The sequence below is a fragment of the Micromonospora sp. NPDC049102 genome (assembly GCF_043197485.1).
GTDB lineage: Bacteria > Actinomycetota > Actinomycetes > Mycobacteriales > Micromonosporaceae > Micromonospora.
The window spans coordinates 52,941-66,797 of the sequence record NZ_JBICTE010000012.1; the positions used below are offsets into that span (position 1 = coordinate 52,941).

General features: G+C 72.6%; 12 protein-coding genes and 1 riboswitch. Of the genes, 3 read left to right on the forward strand and 9 right to left on the reverse strand.

All coding sequences use genetic code 11. The features are described 5' to 3' along the window. Positions 1–11: 11 nt before the first annotated feature. The 3 genes from pgsA to ACGFH9_RS14610 form a co-directional block, all read right to left on the reverse strand. Positions 12–605 carry a CDP-diacylglycerol--glycerol-3-phosphate 3-phosphatidyltransferase gene (gene pgsA / locus ACGFH9_RS14600; RefSeq protein ID WP_393218792.1) on the reverse strand — a complete coding sequence of 198 codons (594 nt, stop codon included), beginning with the start codon at positions 603–605 and terminating at the stop codon, positions 12–14. 77 nt (positions 606–682) lie between these two features. Further along, positions 683–2,191 (reverse strand): 30S ribosomal protein S12 methylthiotransferase RimO, encoded by a 1,509-nt coding sequence (gene rimO, locus ACGFH9_RS14605; protein WP_393218795.1) that lies wholly within the window; start codon positions 2,189–2,191, stop codon positions 683–685. Between the two features lie 88 nt (positions 2,192–2,279). After that, positions 2,280–3,203 carry an ornithine cyclodeaminase family protein gene (locus ACGFH9_RS14610; protein WP_393218798.1) on the reverse strand — a complete coding sequence of 308 codons (924 nt, stop codon included), beginning with the start codon at positions 3,201–3,203 and terminating at the stop codon, positions 2,280–2,282. Between the two features lie 93 nt (positions 3,204–3,296). Next, positions 3,297–3,366: riboswitch (guanidine-III (ykkC-III) riboswitch) on the forward strand. Between the two features lie 35 nt (positions 3,367–3,401). Here ACGFH9_RS14610 and ACGFH9_RS14615 point away from each other — a divergent pair. Then, the gene (locus ACGFH9_RS14615) at positions 3,402–3,716 is read left to right on the forward strand and encodes a DMT family transporter (protein WP_393219036.1); all 315 of its coding nucleotides are present in this window, start codon (positions 3,402–3,404) and stop codon (positions 3,714–3,716) included. Between the two features lie 29 nt (positions 3,717–3,745). Here ACGFH9_RS14615 and ACGFH9_RS14620 read toward each other — a convergent pair whose 3' ends face one another. Beyond that, positions 3,746–6,199, reverse strand: a complete 2,454-nt coding sequence (locus ACGFH9_RS14620) for a DNA translocase FtsK 4TM domain-containing protein (protein ID WP_393218801.1) — start codon at positions 6,197–6,199, stop codon at positions 3,746–3,748. Positions 6,200–6,312: 113 nt separating this feature from the next. Between ACGFH9_RS14620 and ACGFH9_RS14625 the strand changes: the two genes are divergently transcribed. Together ACGFH9_RS14625 and ACGFH9_RS14630 are read left to right on the forward strand one after the other, a co-directional pair. Beyond that, positions 6,313–6,783, forward strand: coding sequence for a YbjN domain-containing protein (locus ACGFH9_RS14625; protein WP_393218803.1), 471 nt, complete (start codon positions 6,313–6,315; stop codon positions 6,781–6,783). Then, the gene (locus ACGFH9_RS14630; RefSeq protein WP_393218806.1) at positions 6,780–8,351 is read left to right on the forward strand and encodes a YbjN domain-containing protein; all 1,572 of its coding nucleotides are present in this window, start codon (positions 6,780–6,782) and stop codon (positions 8,349–8,351) included. The genes ACGFH9_RS14625 and ACGFH9_RS14630 overlap by 4 nt, the downstream gene beginning before the upstream one ends. 45 nt (positions 8,352–8,396) lie before the next feature. On the opposite strand, the gene ACGFH9_RS14635 is transcribed toward ACGFH9_RS14630, so the two are convergent. The 5 genes from ACGFH9_RS14635 to ACGFH9_RS14655 all read right to left on the reverse strand — a co-directional run bounded on the left by ACGFH9_RS14635 (position 8,397) and on the right by ACGFH9_RS14655 (position 13,800). Beyond that, complete coding sequence (locus ACGFH9_RS14635) at positions 8,397–10,085, reverse strand: ribonuclease J (RefSeq protein WP_393218809.1); 1,689 nt, start codon at positions 10,083–10,085, stop codon at positions 8,397–8,399. A gap of 52 nt (positions 10,086–10,137) precedes the next feature. After that, positions 10,138–11,064 carry a 4-hydroxy-tetrahydrodipicolinate synthase gene (gene dapA, locus ACGFH9_RS14640; RefSeq protein WP_393218812.1) on the reverse strand — a complete coding sequence of 309 codons (927 nt, stop codon included), beginning with the start codon at positions 11,062–11,064 and terminating at the stop codon, positions 10,138–10,140. A gap of 47 nt (positions 11,065–11,111) precedes the next feature. After that, complete coding sequence (gene thyX / locus ACGFH9_RS14645; protein ID WP_393219038.1) at positions 11,112–11,852, reverse strand: FAD-dependent thymidylate synthase; 741 nt, start codon at positions 11,850–11,852, stop codon at positions 11,112–11,114. Between the two features lie 132 nt (positions 11,853–11,984). After that, positions 11,985–12,506: a DUF2752 domain-containing protein gene (locus tag ACGFH9_RS14650; protein WP_393219041.1), complete on the reverse strand. Its 522-nt coding sequence runs from the start codon at positions 12,504–12,506 to the stop codon at positions 11,985–11,987. Positions 12,507–12,570: 64 nt separating this feature from the next. Beyond that, positions 12,571–13,800, reverse strand: a complete 1,230-nt coding sequence (locus tag ACGFH9_RS14655) for a winged helix-turn-helix domain-containing protein (RefSeq protein WP_393218814.1) — start codon at positions 13,798–13,800, stop codon at positions 12,571–12,573. Positions 13,801–13,857: the final 57 nt, after the last annotated feature.

Here is a 13,857-nt window from a genome sequence, read left to right on the forward strand (position 1 = left end):
CGGCGCGGGCGTCAGGGGCGGGGGCGGCGTAGGCGGAGGGCCTGGAGGATGTAGTCGAAGCCCGTTGCCACCGTGACCAGGACGGCGGCGCCCATGATCCAGGGACCGACGGCGACGAGAGCGTCCGGCATCGGCCAGAGGTACCAGGCGATGGCCAGGATCTGGAGCGCCGTCTTGACCTTGCCGCCACGGCTGGCGGCGATCACGCCGTGCCGGATCACCCAGAACCGCAGGCCGGTGATGCCCAGCTCACGGACGAGAATCAGCGCCGTCACCCACCAGGGCAGCCGGTCGTACCAGGAGAGCAGCACCAGGGCCGCGCCCGTGAGCGCCTTGTCGGCGATCGGGTCGGCCACCTTGCCGACCGAGGTGACCAGCCCGAACCGCCGGGCGATCCAGCCGTCCACCAGGTCGGTCACCGAGGCCACCGCGAAGATCAGGCAGGCCGCCATCCGCCAACCCGAGTGGGTCATCCCCGAAACGATCACGGACGCGGCGAAGACCGGAACCAGCACCAGCCGCAGGGCGGTCAGCGCGTTGGCGGCGTTGAGGACGGGCACCCGCGCGACCACCCGGGCCGGCGTCGACTCCGTCGCCCCGGTCATCGTCTCGCTCCGCTCGGGTCGGGTTGGCGTTCCCGGCACCGCACCACCTGGCTCCCCCGCTCCGTCCGGGCCCACCGTCACCGTGCCGCGCCGGGCGCCGCCGAGATCATCTCATCCGGCACCGCGAGCAGATCCACCCCTTCGGTGCCGGTCACCGTGGCCCGTACCAGGTCACCCGGGCGCAACGCGGCCAGGTCGACCCCGCCGTCGGCCGGCGCGACCAGGGTCGTCGATCCGTCCACCTCCGGTGCCTGGTGCGCGGCCCGGCCCTCGACGACGCCGTCGACGATCGCGTCGACGAGCACCTCGACGGTCGAACCGAGCCGGTCCTCGGCCCGCTGGGAGCAGAGCTCGTCGGCGAGCGCGCTCAGCCGGTCGTAGCGCCGCTTGATCGTCGCGGCGGAGACCTTGCCGGGCAGGCCGGCGGCTTCCGTCCCGTCCTCGTCGCTGTAGTCGAACATGCCGATCGCGTCGAGTCGGGCCTCGGTCAGGAACCTGGTCAGCTCGTCGATGTCGGCGCGGGTCTCGCCGGGGAAGCCGACGATGAAGTTGCTCCGCGCGCCCGCCTCCGGTGCCAGCGCCCGGGCACTCGCCAGCAGCTCCAGGAACCGGTCGGTGGACCCGAAACGCCGCATCCGGCGCAACACCGGCTCGCTGGAGTGCTGGAACGACAGGTCGAAATACGGTGCCACCCCGGGCGTGCCGGCGATCGCCTCGACCAGACCGGGCCGCGTCTCGGCCGGCTGGAGGTAGCTCACCCGCACCCGGACGATGCCGGACACCGCGGCGAGCTGCGGCAGCAGCTTCTCCAACGCGCGGGGGTCACCGAGGTCCTTGCCGTACGAGGTGGAGTTCTCGCTGACCAGCACCAACTCCCGTACGCCGGTCTTGGCCAGCCACTCGGCCTCGGCGAGCAGCTCGTCCGGCGTACGCGAGACGAAGGCCCCACGGAACGCGGGAATGGCACAGAACGCGCAGCGGCGGTCGCAGCCGCTGGCGAGCTTCAGCGAGGCGACCGGGCCGGTGTCCAGTCGGCGGCGCAGCACCTGGCGCAGGTGTGCCGGCGTGTGCTCGTCGGTGTCGACGACGGTGCGCGCCACGGTGCCGTGCCCGGGCAGGGACACGGTGGCGCTCTGGCGCTGCACCGGGGTCAACGGCAGCAGCTCGCGGCGGTCCCGGGGAGTGTGCGCGGTGATCTGCTCACCGGCGACGACGGCGTTCAGCCGGGCGGCGATGTCCGGGTAGTCGTCGAAGCTCAGCACCGCCTGCGCCTCGGGCAGGCTGTCGGCCAGCTCCCGCCCGTAGCGCTCGGCCATGCAGCCGGCGGCCACGACCTTGGCGCCCGTGCCGGCGGCGGCGAGCAGGGTCTGGATCGAGTCCTGCTTGGCCTTCTCCACGAAGCCGCAGGTGTTGACGACCACCACGTCGGCGCCCTCGCCGTCGGTGCTCACCTGCCAGCCGTCGGCGTGCAGCCGGGCGGCCAGCTCCTCCGAGTCGACCTCGTTGCGGGCGCAGCCCAGGGTGAGCAGGGCGACGCGACGGCCCTCGGCGTTGTCGGAAGGAGAAGGAGAGGTGGCAGACACCATCCGAGGATACCGGGCCGCCCCGGGTAGCCCACGCACGCGGGCACGCCGGTCGGCCGGATCACTACGCGCGAGCCCGGGCATCCGACGGTCAGCGGGTCACGGCGGTCGCTCGGGTCAGCGCCTCGAGCAGGAAGACCTCCGTGCCGGCCAGGCCCGTGCAGCAGAAGACGGAGACCTGGTCCGCCGCGCTCCGGCCCGGGACCGCACCCGCCAGGATGCCGCCCAGGTCCCGCAACCGCCCGGTGTACGGGGGCAGGGCCGCGAGCATCGGCGGCTGGTAGTCCGCCGCCTGGGCCGGTGAGTCGGTGACCAGCAGGTCGGCGGCGTCCAGCAGGTCGGTGCCGAACTCGCTGCGGTTGACCTGCTTGAAGCCGACCGTGTTGACGTGCGTGCCGGGGCTCACGTCGGCGGCGCGCAGCACGGGCGTGGGGCTGGTGGTGGCGAGCACCACGACGTCCCGCCCGGTGACGGCCGCTCCGGGGTCGGCTACCGCGCGGGCCGGGACGCCCAGCTCGGCGCGTACCCGGGCGGCGAAGGTGTCCCTGCGCGCCGCCGAGCGGCTGTGGACCACCACCTCGCGCAGCGGGCGGACGGCCGCGGTGGCCCACACCTGGGTCCACGCCTGCCGCCCGGAGCCGAGCACGCCCAGGGTCGCCGCGTCCGGTCGGGCCAGCGCGTCGACCGCGACGCCGCCCAGTCCACCGGTACGACGGGAGCCCAGCTCCTCGCCGACGGCGACGGCCCGGACCGCGCCGGTGTCGGCGTCGTGCAGCACGACGAGCTGCTCGCCCCGGGGGTGGCCGAACGTGTCGTACGAGCGGTAGCCGTACCAGCTTCCGACCAGGTGCCCGGCGGTGAGCACCATGCGCCCTCCGGCGAGCGGCGCGGCGGCCCGGGGTGGGGCGACCAACCGCCCCTCGTACGCGGCCACCAGGGCGGCCCGCATGGCGTCGACGGTGGTGGCGGCGTCCAGAGCGGCGGCGACCTCGTGGTCGGCATAGAGCAGGGCCATGCCCGCCATACTGCAAGTTGAAGCGAAGTAGAGGTCAATGCATGGTGGCGGGAGTCACCGCCCGGCGCCGCCTACCGGTGCTAGCGTCGGCTTCGGTGGCGCCCGACGCGGTGCCACTCCGGACGAGCGGTGGGCGTACCCGGTCAGGCCAAGACGCCCCGGTCATGTGCAGACACGACTCGTCCCGTGAGGTGAATGATGGCCTGGCTCGTACTGGTGATCTCCGGACTGCTCGAGACGGCCTGGGCGATCGCCCTGGACCGCAGCGCCGGCTTCAGCAAGCTGCTGCCGTCGGTGGTGTTCGTGCTGGCCCTGGTGCTGAGCATGGCCGGCCTGGCGTACGCGCTGCGGGACATCCCGGTCGGCACCGGTTACGCGGTCTGGGTCGGCATCGGCGCGGTGGGCACCGCGCTGGTCTCGATGGTGGCGTTCGGCGAGTCGACGAGCCTGCCCCGGATCTTCTGCCTGCTGCTGGTGGTCGCGGGCGTCGTCGGTCTGAAGATCTTCCACTGACGGTCAGGCGTGCCGAACGCCCACAGTGGTCAGTCCACGTCGCCGCGCAGGCCGCCCAGGACGTCCTCCAGCTCGTCCGGCTTGACCAGCACGTCGCGCGCCTTCGACCCCTCGGACGGCCCGACCACGCCGCGGGTCTCCATGAGATCCATGAGCCGGCCCGCCTTCGCGAAACCGACCCGCAGTTTTCGCTGGAGCATCGAGGTCGAGCCGAACTGTGAGGTGACCACCAGCTCCACCGCCTGCACCAGCAGGTCCAGGTCGTCGCCGATGTCCTCGTCGATCTTCTTCTTGTTGTCCTGGGCGGGAGCCAGCACGTCCTTACGGAACTCCGGCTCACGCTGGTCCTTGCAGAACTTCACCACATCGGCGATCTCGCGCTCGGTGACCCAGGCGCCCTGGATGCGGACCGGCTTCGAGGCGCCCATCGGCAGGAAGAGCCCGTCACCACGGCCGAGCAGCTTCTCCGCGCCCGGCTGGTCCAGGATGACCCGCGAGTCCGCGAGGGACGACGTGGCGAACGCCAGCCGGGACGGCACGTTCGCCTTGATCAGACCGGTCACCACGTCGACCGACGGACGTTGGGTGGCCAGCACCAGGTGGATACCGGCGGCCCGGGCCAGCTGGGTGATCCGGACGACCGAGTCCTCCACGTCACGCGGGGCGACCATCATCAGGTCGGCCAGCTCGTCCACGATCACCAGCAGGTACGGGTACGGGCGCATCTCCCGCTCGCTGCCCGGCGGCGCCTTGATCTCGCCGCTGCGGACCTTGCGGTTGAAGTCGTCGATGTGCCGGACGCCGTTGGCCGCGAGGTCGTCGTAGCGCATGTCCATCTCGCGGACGACCCAGTCCAGCGAGTCGGCCGCCTTCTTGGCGTTCGTGACGATCGGCGTGACCAGGTGCGGGATGCCCTCGTAGCCGGTCATCTCGACCCGCTTCGGGTCGATCAGCAGCAGCCGTACCTCGTCCGGGGTCGCGCGGGTCAGGACGGACACCAGCAGGGTGTTGAGGCAGCTCGACTTGCCCGCGCCAGTGGCCCCGGCAATGAGAATGTGCGGCATCTTGGCGAGGTTGGCCACCACGTAGCCGCCCTCGATGTCCTTGCCCAGCGCCACCACCATCGGGTGGTGGTCGCTCGTCGCCGCCCGCGAGCGGAGCACGTCGCCGAGGGCCACGTTCTCCGGGTCGGTGTTCGGGATCTCCACGCCGACCGCGCTCTTGCCCGGGATCGGGCTGAGGATCCGTACGTCCGGCGACTTCACCGCGTACGCGATGTTGCGGGAGAGCTGGGTGATCCGCTCGACCTTGACGCCGTGACCCAGCTCCACCTCGTAGCGGGTGACCGTCGGGCCACGGGTGAAGCCGGTGACGGCGGCGTCCACGTCGAACTGGTCGAACACGCCGGTCAGCGCGGCGATCACCTCGTCGTTGGCCTTGCTGCGGGTCTTCGCGGCGGCACCGGCGCTGAGCATGTTGGCGGGCGGGAGGGTGTAGTCGCCGGCCAGCCCGGTCAACGCGAGCTGCTCGGCGCGGGTGGGTGCCGGCGAGTGCTCGGGCGGCTCGGCCGGCTTGCGGCTGGCCGGGACCTTCGCCGGCGCCTTGCGCGGCAGGACCATGGTCTCCTGGAGGTCGGCGCCCTCCAGGTCGTCGAAGTCGTCCGGGTCGATCGGTGGCGGCATCCGCTTCGCCGGCCGCTTGCGCGCGGGCCGCGCCGCCGGCTCGTCGGCCTCCTCGGCCGCCTCCGGAGCTGCGACAAGGCCGCCGGCGAGCAGGCCGAGCCGCTCCGGGATCTTGTTGATCGGCGTCGCGGTGACCACCAGCAGGCCGAAGAGCAGGAGCAGGACCAGCAGGGGTACGGCCACCCAGGCGGTGACCGCCCGTTCCAGTAACCCGCCCACACCGGCGCCGACCAGACCGCCGGCGAAGTCACGCTCCACGGTGTCGACCGGGTCCTGACCGATCTGGAGCAGCGCGGCGGTCGACACCAGCAGCGAACCCCATCCGATCAACCCGCGGCCCCGGTGCTCCGGGTCGGCCGGCTGGCGCATGAGCCGCCACGCCCCGATCATCAGCAGTACCGGCACCACGACGGAGATCGCCCCGAGGAACAGCCGGACCGTGTCGGCCAGGCGTGCGCCCACCGGACCCGCGCCGGAGAACCACAGGGCGACGGCGCTGAGCAGGGCCAACCCGAACAGCAGCAGCCCGGCCCCGTCGCGGCGGTGCTCCGGGTCCAGGTCACGGGCGGAGGCGGCCTGCCGGCCGGCGGCCCGCACCGCCCAGCCCATACCGTGGGCCACCCCCATCCACAGTGCACCGACAGCGCGGCCAACGTAGACGGCGGGGCCCGGACGGGCGGGCGTGGTGCGACGCCGTACCGGTGCCCGGGTCTTCTTCGCCGGTTGACGGGCACGGCTGTTGGTGCCACCGCGCGGCGACGCGCCGCGTCGCCGGCTCGCCTGAGAGGTACGGCCCGCCATAGAGTCACGGTAACGGTGGGGCCGGGCAGATCGCCGCTTTTCCGGGTCGTGTCCGCGCGTCGCAGCACGGACCCCGCCGCCGGTCGTGATATCCGCCTCAGAAGGGATGCCCGATGGCGTCGCCGGGACTCGAGGACGATCCGCTGGCCGGGCCCCCGGGTGCGTTACGCCCGCTGACCGGCGAACTGGTCGCGGCGGTGCTCGCCGCGCGCGGCCGGCCGGTCGGCCGCGCACCCGATGGTGACCTCGTGGGCCGCTTCGACGACAACCTGATCTGGTTCCTGCGCCTCGGCGCGTCCGGCGAGATGCTCCAGGTCCGGACGATGGTCACGCCCACCTTCGGGATCGAGCAGGTGCCCGCCCTGTACGCCTTCTGCAACGCGTGGAACCACGACCGGCTCTGGCCCAAGGCGTTCGTGCACGTCGACGACGCCGGTCGGGCCCGTGTCCACGGCGAGGTGATCACCGACCTGGAACGCGGCGTGACGCCACACCAGCTCGACCACCTGCTCGACTGTGGCATCACGACCGGCTGCCAGCTCGCCGTCGCCGTCGGTCGGCTGCCCGGCGCGGTGCCGGCATGACCGTGCACCGCGATCCGGCGCTGTCGAACGCGCTCGCCGACGCACGGGACCTACCCGACGGGCCGGACCGGCTGCTCGTCCTCGAACGCCTCGCCGAGCGGGCCGACGCCGCCGGGGACCTCCGGTCCGCTCTGGACGCCCGGTTCGCGCTCATCGAGGCGTACCTGCTGCACGGCGATCGGTGGCGTCTGGTCGAACCGGTACGCCGGTGCCGCGCCGCTGCCGACTACCGGCCCGAGCTGCTCACCGACGAGGAGGGCCAGCTCCTGCTGCGCCTTCAGCGGTACGCCGTCGAGGCGCTGCTCGGCACTCCCCGGGTGGGCCTGGACCAGACCCGGTCCCTCCTGGACGACCTGGCCCACCGGGTCGGGGCGGACGGTCCCGACGCGCCGACCGTCGCCGAACTACGGTGCCGGGTGGCCGACCACCTGGGCGACGAACCCACCGCCCGGCACTGGTACCAGCGGTGGGCCGGCACGACCGGCGGGCCGTCCGGTGGGTGTCCGGGCTGCGCCCCGGCCCGCCGTGCGGAGCTGCTCGCCGGCTGGGGTGAGTGGCGGGCCGCGCTGGCCGAGCTGGCCGAGGCCGCCGACGACGCGGCGGACTGCACGGACCAGCCCGAGCGGGCCCTCGTGGCCGGGCTGCTGCCCGAGCTGCGCCTCGGCGAACCGGAACGGGCTGCTGCGGCGCACGTCCGCGCGTACCGGCGGCACCGGCACGAACGGGCGGCGTTCCCGTACCTCGCCGCGCACCTGCGGTTCTGCGCCCTGGGCGGCCACCTGGACCGCGGACTGGCCATCCTGGCCGAGCAGCTGCCCCGACTGGACCAGCCCACCGACGACCTCGCCGCGATGGAGTTCGCCGCCGCAGGCGCGCTGGTCTGTGCGCTGGCCGTCGAGGCCGGTCTCGGCGTACGCAGGGTGCCCCGACCGGCGTACGGCGGACGACCGGCCACCGACCTGGACGTCGCCGCCCTCGGCGCCCTCCTGCTCGCGATCGCCAACGAGTTGGCCGGCAGCTTCGACGCCCGGAACGGCTCCGGACACCACCTGGGCCGGGTGGCCGCCTGGCTGGCCGAACGCCCCACGGCGGCTCCGGTGCCCCTGCCCACGGACGACGAGCCCACCGACGACGACCCTGCCGCCGACGACACCGACGGGCACGAACTGGCGACGCTGACCATCGACATGATCACCGCCGCGTTGGACCGACGCGGGGACCGGTACGTCGTCGACGAGGGCGCCACAGTGGTCGGCCGGTGGGGCGAGGTGGTGATCCAGTTCCGGCGGACCGGCGAACGCGGCGAGGTGCTGCACGCCCGCGCCATGGCCGCGCGCCGGCTCCCGGCCACCCGTCGCGCCGAGGTGTACGCCTTCTGCAACGCCTGGAACCACGACCGGCTGCTGCCCAAGGCGTACGCGCACGACCTCGGCGCGGAGCTGGTGCTGGCCGGTGACGTGGCCACCGACCTGGCGTACGGGGTCGCCCCTGAGCAGGTCACGGTGCTTGTCGACGCCGCCATCGCCACCGGCGTCGCCTACGCCGAAGCGGTCGCCGCGCTGCCCTGATCGCCGGCCCACCCCGCTGGGTGGACCGGCGTCAGCGTGACGGGCTCAGACCTCGACGACGGTGGGCACGATCATGGGCCGCCGCCGGTACGCGTCGTTGACCCACCGCCCCACGGTCCGGCGGACGATCTGCTGGAGCTGGTGCGGGTCGGTGATGCCGTCCGAGGCGGCCCGGTTGAGCGCCTCGGTGACCAGGGGGATCACCGGGTTGAACGCCTCCGGGTCCTCGGAGAAGCCCTTCGCGGACAGCGTGGGACCGGCGACCACCTTGCCGGTGACCGAGTCGACGACAACGGTGGTGGCGATGAACCCGCCGTCACCGAGGATGCGCCGCTCGGTGAGCAGCGACTCGCTGACGTCGCCGACGGCGAGGCCGTCGACGTAGACGTACCGGCTCTTCACGTGCCCGACGAGGCTGGCGCGGCCCTCGACCAGGTCGACCACGTCGCCGTCCTCGCAGATCACCACCCGGTCGGCGGCGACCCCGGACTCGATGCCGAGCCGGGCGTGGGCGCGCAGGTGACGCCACTCGCCGTGTACGGGCATCAGGTTGCTGGGCCGGACCACGTTGAGCAGGTAGAGGAGCTCCCCGGCGGGGGCGTGCCCGGAGACGTGCACCTTGGCCACGTCCTTGTGCACGACCACCGCGCCGGCGCGGGCGAGCCGGTTGATCACCCGGTAGACCGAGGTCTCGTTGCCCGGCACCAGCGACGACGCCAGCACGACGGTGTCGCCGGGGGCGATGGTGATGTGCCGGTGGTCGCCGCTGGCCATCCGGCCCAACGCGCTCATCGGCTCGCCCTGCGATCCGGTGGACATCAGCACGATCTGCTCCGGCGGAAGCGTGGTCGCCTCCTCGATGCCGATGACCAGCCCGGCCGGGATGTTGAGCAGGCCCAGGTCACGGGCGATGCCCATGTTGCGGACCATGGACCGGCCGATGAGGGCGACCTTGCGGCCGTGCTCGGCGGCGGAGTCGAAGACCTGCTGCACCCGGTGGACGTGCGAGGCGAACGAGGCCACGATGATCCGGCCCTTGGCCTTCGCGAAGATCGAGTCGAGTACCGGCCCGATTTCCCGCTCCGGTGTGACGAAGCCGGGGATCTCCGCGTTGGTCGAGTCGGACAGCAGCAGGTCGACACCCTCCGCGCCGAGCCGCGCGAAACCGGCCAGGTCGGTGATCCGACCGTCCAGCGGAAGTTGGTCCATCTTGAAATCGCCGGTGTGCAGGACCAGGCCGGCCGGGGTACGGATGGCCACCGCGAGGGCGTCCGGGATCGAGTGGTTGACCGCGAAGAACTCGCACTCGAACGGCCCGAGCCGCTCCCGGCCACCCTCGCGCACGGTAAGCGTGTACGGCTGGATGCGCCGCTCGGCCAGCTTCGCCTCGACCAGGGCGAGGGTGAACTGGGAACCGACCAGCGGGATGTCGGGCTTGTGGGCCAGCAGGTACGGCACCGCGCCGATGTGGTCCTCGTGGCCGTGGGTGAGCACGATCGCCTGTACGTCGGCCAGCCGGTCCAGGATCGGCCCGAAGTCGGGCAGGATCAGGTCCACGCCCGGCTGCTCGACGTCGGGGAAGAGCACCCCGCAGTCGACGATCAGCAACTTGCCGTCGTACTCGAAGACGGTCATGTTCCGGCCGATGGCGCCGAGCCCGCCGAGCGGGATGATCCGCAGGCCACCTTCCGGCAGCGGCGGGGGTAGTTCCGCCTCGATGTGCGCCTCGGTCACGCGTCCACCTCAATCTGGGACGCCGTCACCCGGCGCCCGTCGTGTCGTTCGATCATTTGGGTAGCTCCAGGCCCGCTGCGGCGAAGTCCGCGCGCAGCTGGGCGATCTCGTCGTCGGTGGCATCCACGAGCGGGGGTCGCACCGGGCCGGCCGGCAGGCCCAGCGACGCCAGGCCGGCCTTCACCAGGATGGTGCCCTGAGTACGGAAGATGCCGGTGAACAGCGGCAGCAGCCGCCGGTGCAGGGCCAGCGCGGTGGGCATGTCCCCCGTGTCGTACGCCTCGATCATCTGTGCGGTCAGCGCCCCGGTGAAGTGCGTGGAGGTGCCGACCACGCCCACGCATCCGACGGCCAACGCCGGCAGGGTGAGCGCGTCCTCGCCGCTGTAGTAGGCGAGGCCGGTCCGGCTGGTCACCCAGCTGGTGGCGATCAGGTCGCCCTTGGCGTCCTTGACCGCGACGATGCGGCCGTGGTCGGCGAGCCGGACCAGGGTCTCGGTGTCGATCGGCACGCCGGAGCGGTGCGGAATGTCGTACAGCATCACCGGCAGTCCGCTGGCGTCGGCCACGGCGGTGAAGTGCCGCAGCAGACCGCTCTGCGGCGGCTTGTTGTAGTACGGCGTGACCACCAGCAGGCCGTGCGCGCCGGCCTTCTCGGCGGCGGCGGCCAGCTCGATGGTGTGTCGGGTGTCGTTGGTGCCGACACCGGCCACGACCCGGGCCCGGTCACCGACAGCCTCGACCACCGTCCGGACCAGGCGTTCCTTCTCCGCGTCGGTGGTGGTCGGCGACTCACCGGTGGTGCCGTTGACCACCAGCGCGTCGTTGCCCTGTTCGTCGACCAGGTAGCTCGCCAGTCGGGCGGCGCCGTCGAAGTCGAGTGAGCCGTCGGCGGTGAACGGGCTCACCATGGCCGTGAGCACCCGCCCGAAGGGGCGGGATGCCGGCCGGGCTGCGGCGTCGGGGTGGTCCTGCGTCATACCCTCCAACCTAGCGGACGACCAGCCGGAGCCCGCCGGGGAAGGGCTCAGGACGCCTCGTGCGGGCTGGCGGCGACCTCGGTGCCGTCCGCAAGCGTGGAGATCACGAAGTCGGCGAACACGTTCGGGGCGACTCCCTGGAGCTGACGCAGACACTCCACGGCCAGCTCGCGGATCTCCACGTCGGCGTGCTCGGTGGCCCGCATCGCGACGAAGTGCCGCCAGGCCCGGTAGTTACCGGAGACCACGATCCGGGTCTCGGTGGCGTTCGGCAGCACCGCGCGCGCGGCCTGCCGGGCCTGCTTGCGGCGCAGCGTCGGGTTCGGCTCGTCGGAGAAGCGCTGTTCCAGACCCTCCAGCAACTCGGTGTACGCCCGCACGCTCGCCTCGGCGGCCTCGACGAACTTCTTGTGCAGCTCCGGGTCGTCGGCGATGACCGCCGGCTCGACCATTGCCGCGTCCCGCTCCGGGACGTACCGCTGGGAGAGCTGGGAGTACGAGAAGTGCCGGTGTCGGATCAGCTCGTGGGTGAAGGAGCGGGACACCCCGGTGAAGTAGAAGGTGACCGAGCCGTGCTCCAGCACGCTCAGGTGACCCACGTCGAGGATGTGCGCGAGGTAGCCGGCGTTGGTGGCCGTCGCGGGGTTCGGCTTCTTCCACGACTGGTAGCAGGCCCGACCGGCGAACTCGGCGAGCGCCTGGCCGCCCTCGGCGTCGGTCGACCACGGCACGTCGTCCGGGGCCGCGAACTGGGTCCACGCGATCAACTTGACCTGGGGCTGCACCATCTCCGGCATTCCTGGGACTGTAGTGGCCGGCGGCCCCTTCCCGAATCACCGGGGGCCGTTGGTGTTCAAGATCTCGACAGCCGTGCCGGAGCTCCGCCGATCCGTGGGTCTCCGTCGGACGAAGCGGCGCGGTCAGACGTAGAGCGAGGTGAAGGGCGCCCAGGGCAGGTTACGTATCACCGTGAACGCCAGCCACGCGCCCATGAAGCCGCCGATCACCTTGGGGCTGATCCGCAGCTCGGGCAGCCGCCAGCCGAACGCCTGGTTGCCTGCCCACGCCACGAAGAGGTACGCCAGGAAGGGCAGCGAGAAGACGAACAGGAAGTGGTGTCGGGCGGCGGCCGGCAGATCGGCGTGCAGCACGTACCAGAGCGCTCGGGTGCCGCCGCAGCCCGGACAGTCGAACCCCGTGGTCAGCTTGAGGATGCAGGTGGGCGCGGCGTCCGGGTCGGCGTGGGTCGGGTTGCTCAGCAGCGCGTAGGCCATGCCGAGCCCGACGCAGCCGACCGCGGCCAGTGGGACGGCCCAGCGCGGCGAACGCTCGTGGATCCGCAGGACGAGACGGGTCAGACGATCAGGCTCGGGCGCCGGATAGTGGTAACCACCGGGCGGGCTTGCCGGCCAGCCGGTCTGGGCGGCGCCGGCGGTGGGCACCGTCTGGACGGCACCGGCGGCGGGCGGTGACTGGTCGACCGGTCCGGGAGCGCTCGTCACGCGTTCACGGTACACCCGACACGCTCGCCAGGGTGGCCGTGAGCGGACCAGCCAGGTCGCCGGCGGCGGGTGGCGCGACCGCGTCCAGCCCGAGCCAGCCGGCGAGCCGGTACAACTCGGCGGCGAGCGCCACGGCGGTCTCCCCCGCGTCGGCGCCGGGCTCGAGCCAGGCGGCCGGCACCAGCAGCACCCCGGCCTTGCGGTCGGCCTTCAGGTCGACCCGGGCGGTGAACCGGTCGCCCTGGAGGAACGGCAACACGTAGTAGCCGTACACCCGCTGCGGGGCCGGTACGTAGATCTCGATCCGGTAGCTGAAGTCGAACAGCCGCTCGGTGCGGGCACGTTCCCAGATCAGCGGGTCGAACGGGCTGACCAGTGTGGCGCCCCGAACCCATCGGGGCAGCCGGGCGGACGCGTGCAGCCACGCCGGCTGCCGCCAGCCCGCGACGGTGACCGGCACCAGCTCGCCGGCCTCGGCCAGCTCGGCGACCGCCTGGCGAGCGCCCGCGACCGGCAGCCGGAAGTAGTCGCGAAGCTCCGGTTCGGCGGCCACCCCGAGCGACCGCGCCGCCAGGGCCACGAGACCGCGGTACGCCTCGGCGTCGGTCGGTGTGGGGGCGGCCAGCACGGACGCCGGGAGCACCCGCTCGGGCAGGTCGTACCGGCGGGCGAAGGAGGTGCTCCGCTCGGCGGCGGTCACCTCGCCGGCCCAGAACAGGTACTCCAGCGCCTGCTTGACCGCCGACCAGTTCCACCCCCAGTTGCCGGTCTGCCGGGGCGCGTCGTGCTCGATCTCGGCGGCGGTCAACGGGCCCCGGGCGGCCACCTCGTCGCGTACCCAGGCCACCAGGTCCGGCTGCTCCTGGGCGATGCGCCGCATGCCACCCCAGGCCTCGCTGTGTGCCCGGGCCATCCGCCAACGCAGCAGCGGATGCAACCCGACCGGCACGAGGGACGCCTCGTGGCCCCAGTACTCGAACAGGTCGCGCGGGCGGCGGTAGGCGGCCTGGTCGAGCAGGGTCGTCGGGTACGGGCCGAGTCGGCTGTAGAGCGGCAGGTAGTGCGCCCGTTGCAGCACGTTTACCGAGTCCATCTGGATCAGGGCGACCCGGTCGAGGACACGGCGCAGGTGCCGGCGGGTGGGCACGCCGGTCGGCGGCGGGTCGGCGAAGCCCTGGGCGGCGAGCGCCACCCGCCGGGCCTGGGCGAGCGAGAGTGATTCCGGTGCGGCCATCGTCGGCGACGATAAATCATCGGTACGACGCCGGTGCGGGAAGCTGGACTCCGACCG

Bases quoted from the DNA above. Each gene is read 5' to 3' on its own strand.
- dapA (WP_393218812.1), bottom strand. From the start codon at position 11,064: ATGACGCAGGACCACCCCGACGCCGCAGCCCGGCCGGCATCCCGCCCC.
- rimO (WP_393218795.1), bottom strand. From the start codon at position 2,191: ATGGTGTCTGCCACCTCTCCTTCTCCTTCCGACAACGCCGAGGGCCGT.
- ACGFH9_RS14625 (WP_393218803.1), top strand. From the start codon at position 6,313: ATGGCGTCGCCGGGACTCGAGGACGATCCGCTGGCCGGGCCCCCGGGT.
- thyX (WP_393219038.1), bottom strand. From the start codon at position 11,852: ATGGTGCAGCCCCAGGTCAAGTTGATCGCGTGGACCCAGTTCGCGGCC.
- pgsA (WP_393218792.1), bottom strand. From the start codon at position 605: ATGACCGGGGCGACGGAGTCGACGCCGGCCCGGGTGGTCGCGCGGGTG.
- ACGFH9_RS14630 (WP_393218806.1), top strand. From the start codon at position 6,780: ATGACCGTGCACCGCGATCCGGCGCTGTCGAACGCGCTCGCCGACGCA.
- ACGFH9_RS14620 (WP_393218801.1), bottom strand. From the start codon at position 6,199: ATGGCGGGCCGTACCTCTCAGGCGAGCCGGCGACGCGGCGCGTCGCCG.
- ACGFH9_RS14610 (WP_393218798.1), bottom strand. From the start codon at position 3,203: ATGGCCCTGCTCTATGCCGACCACGAGGTCGCCGCCGCTCTGGACGCC.
- ACGFH9_RS14615 (WP_393219036.1), top strand. From the start codon at position 3,402: ATGGCCTGGCTCGTACTGGTGATCTCCGGACTGCTCGAGACGGCCTGG.
- ACGFH9_RS14655 (WP_393218814.1), bottom strand. From the start codon at position 13,800: ATGGCCGCACCGGAATCACTCTCGCTCGCCCAGGCCCGGCGGGTGGCG.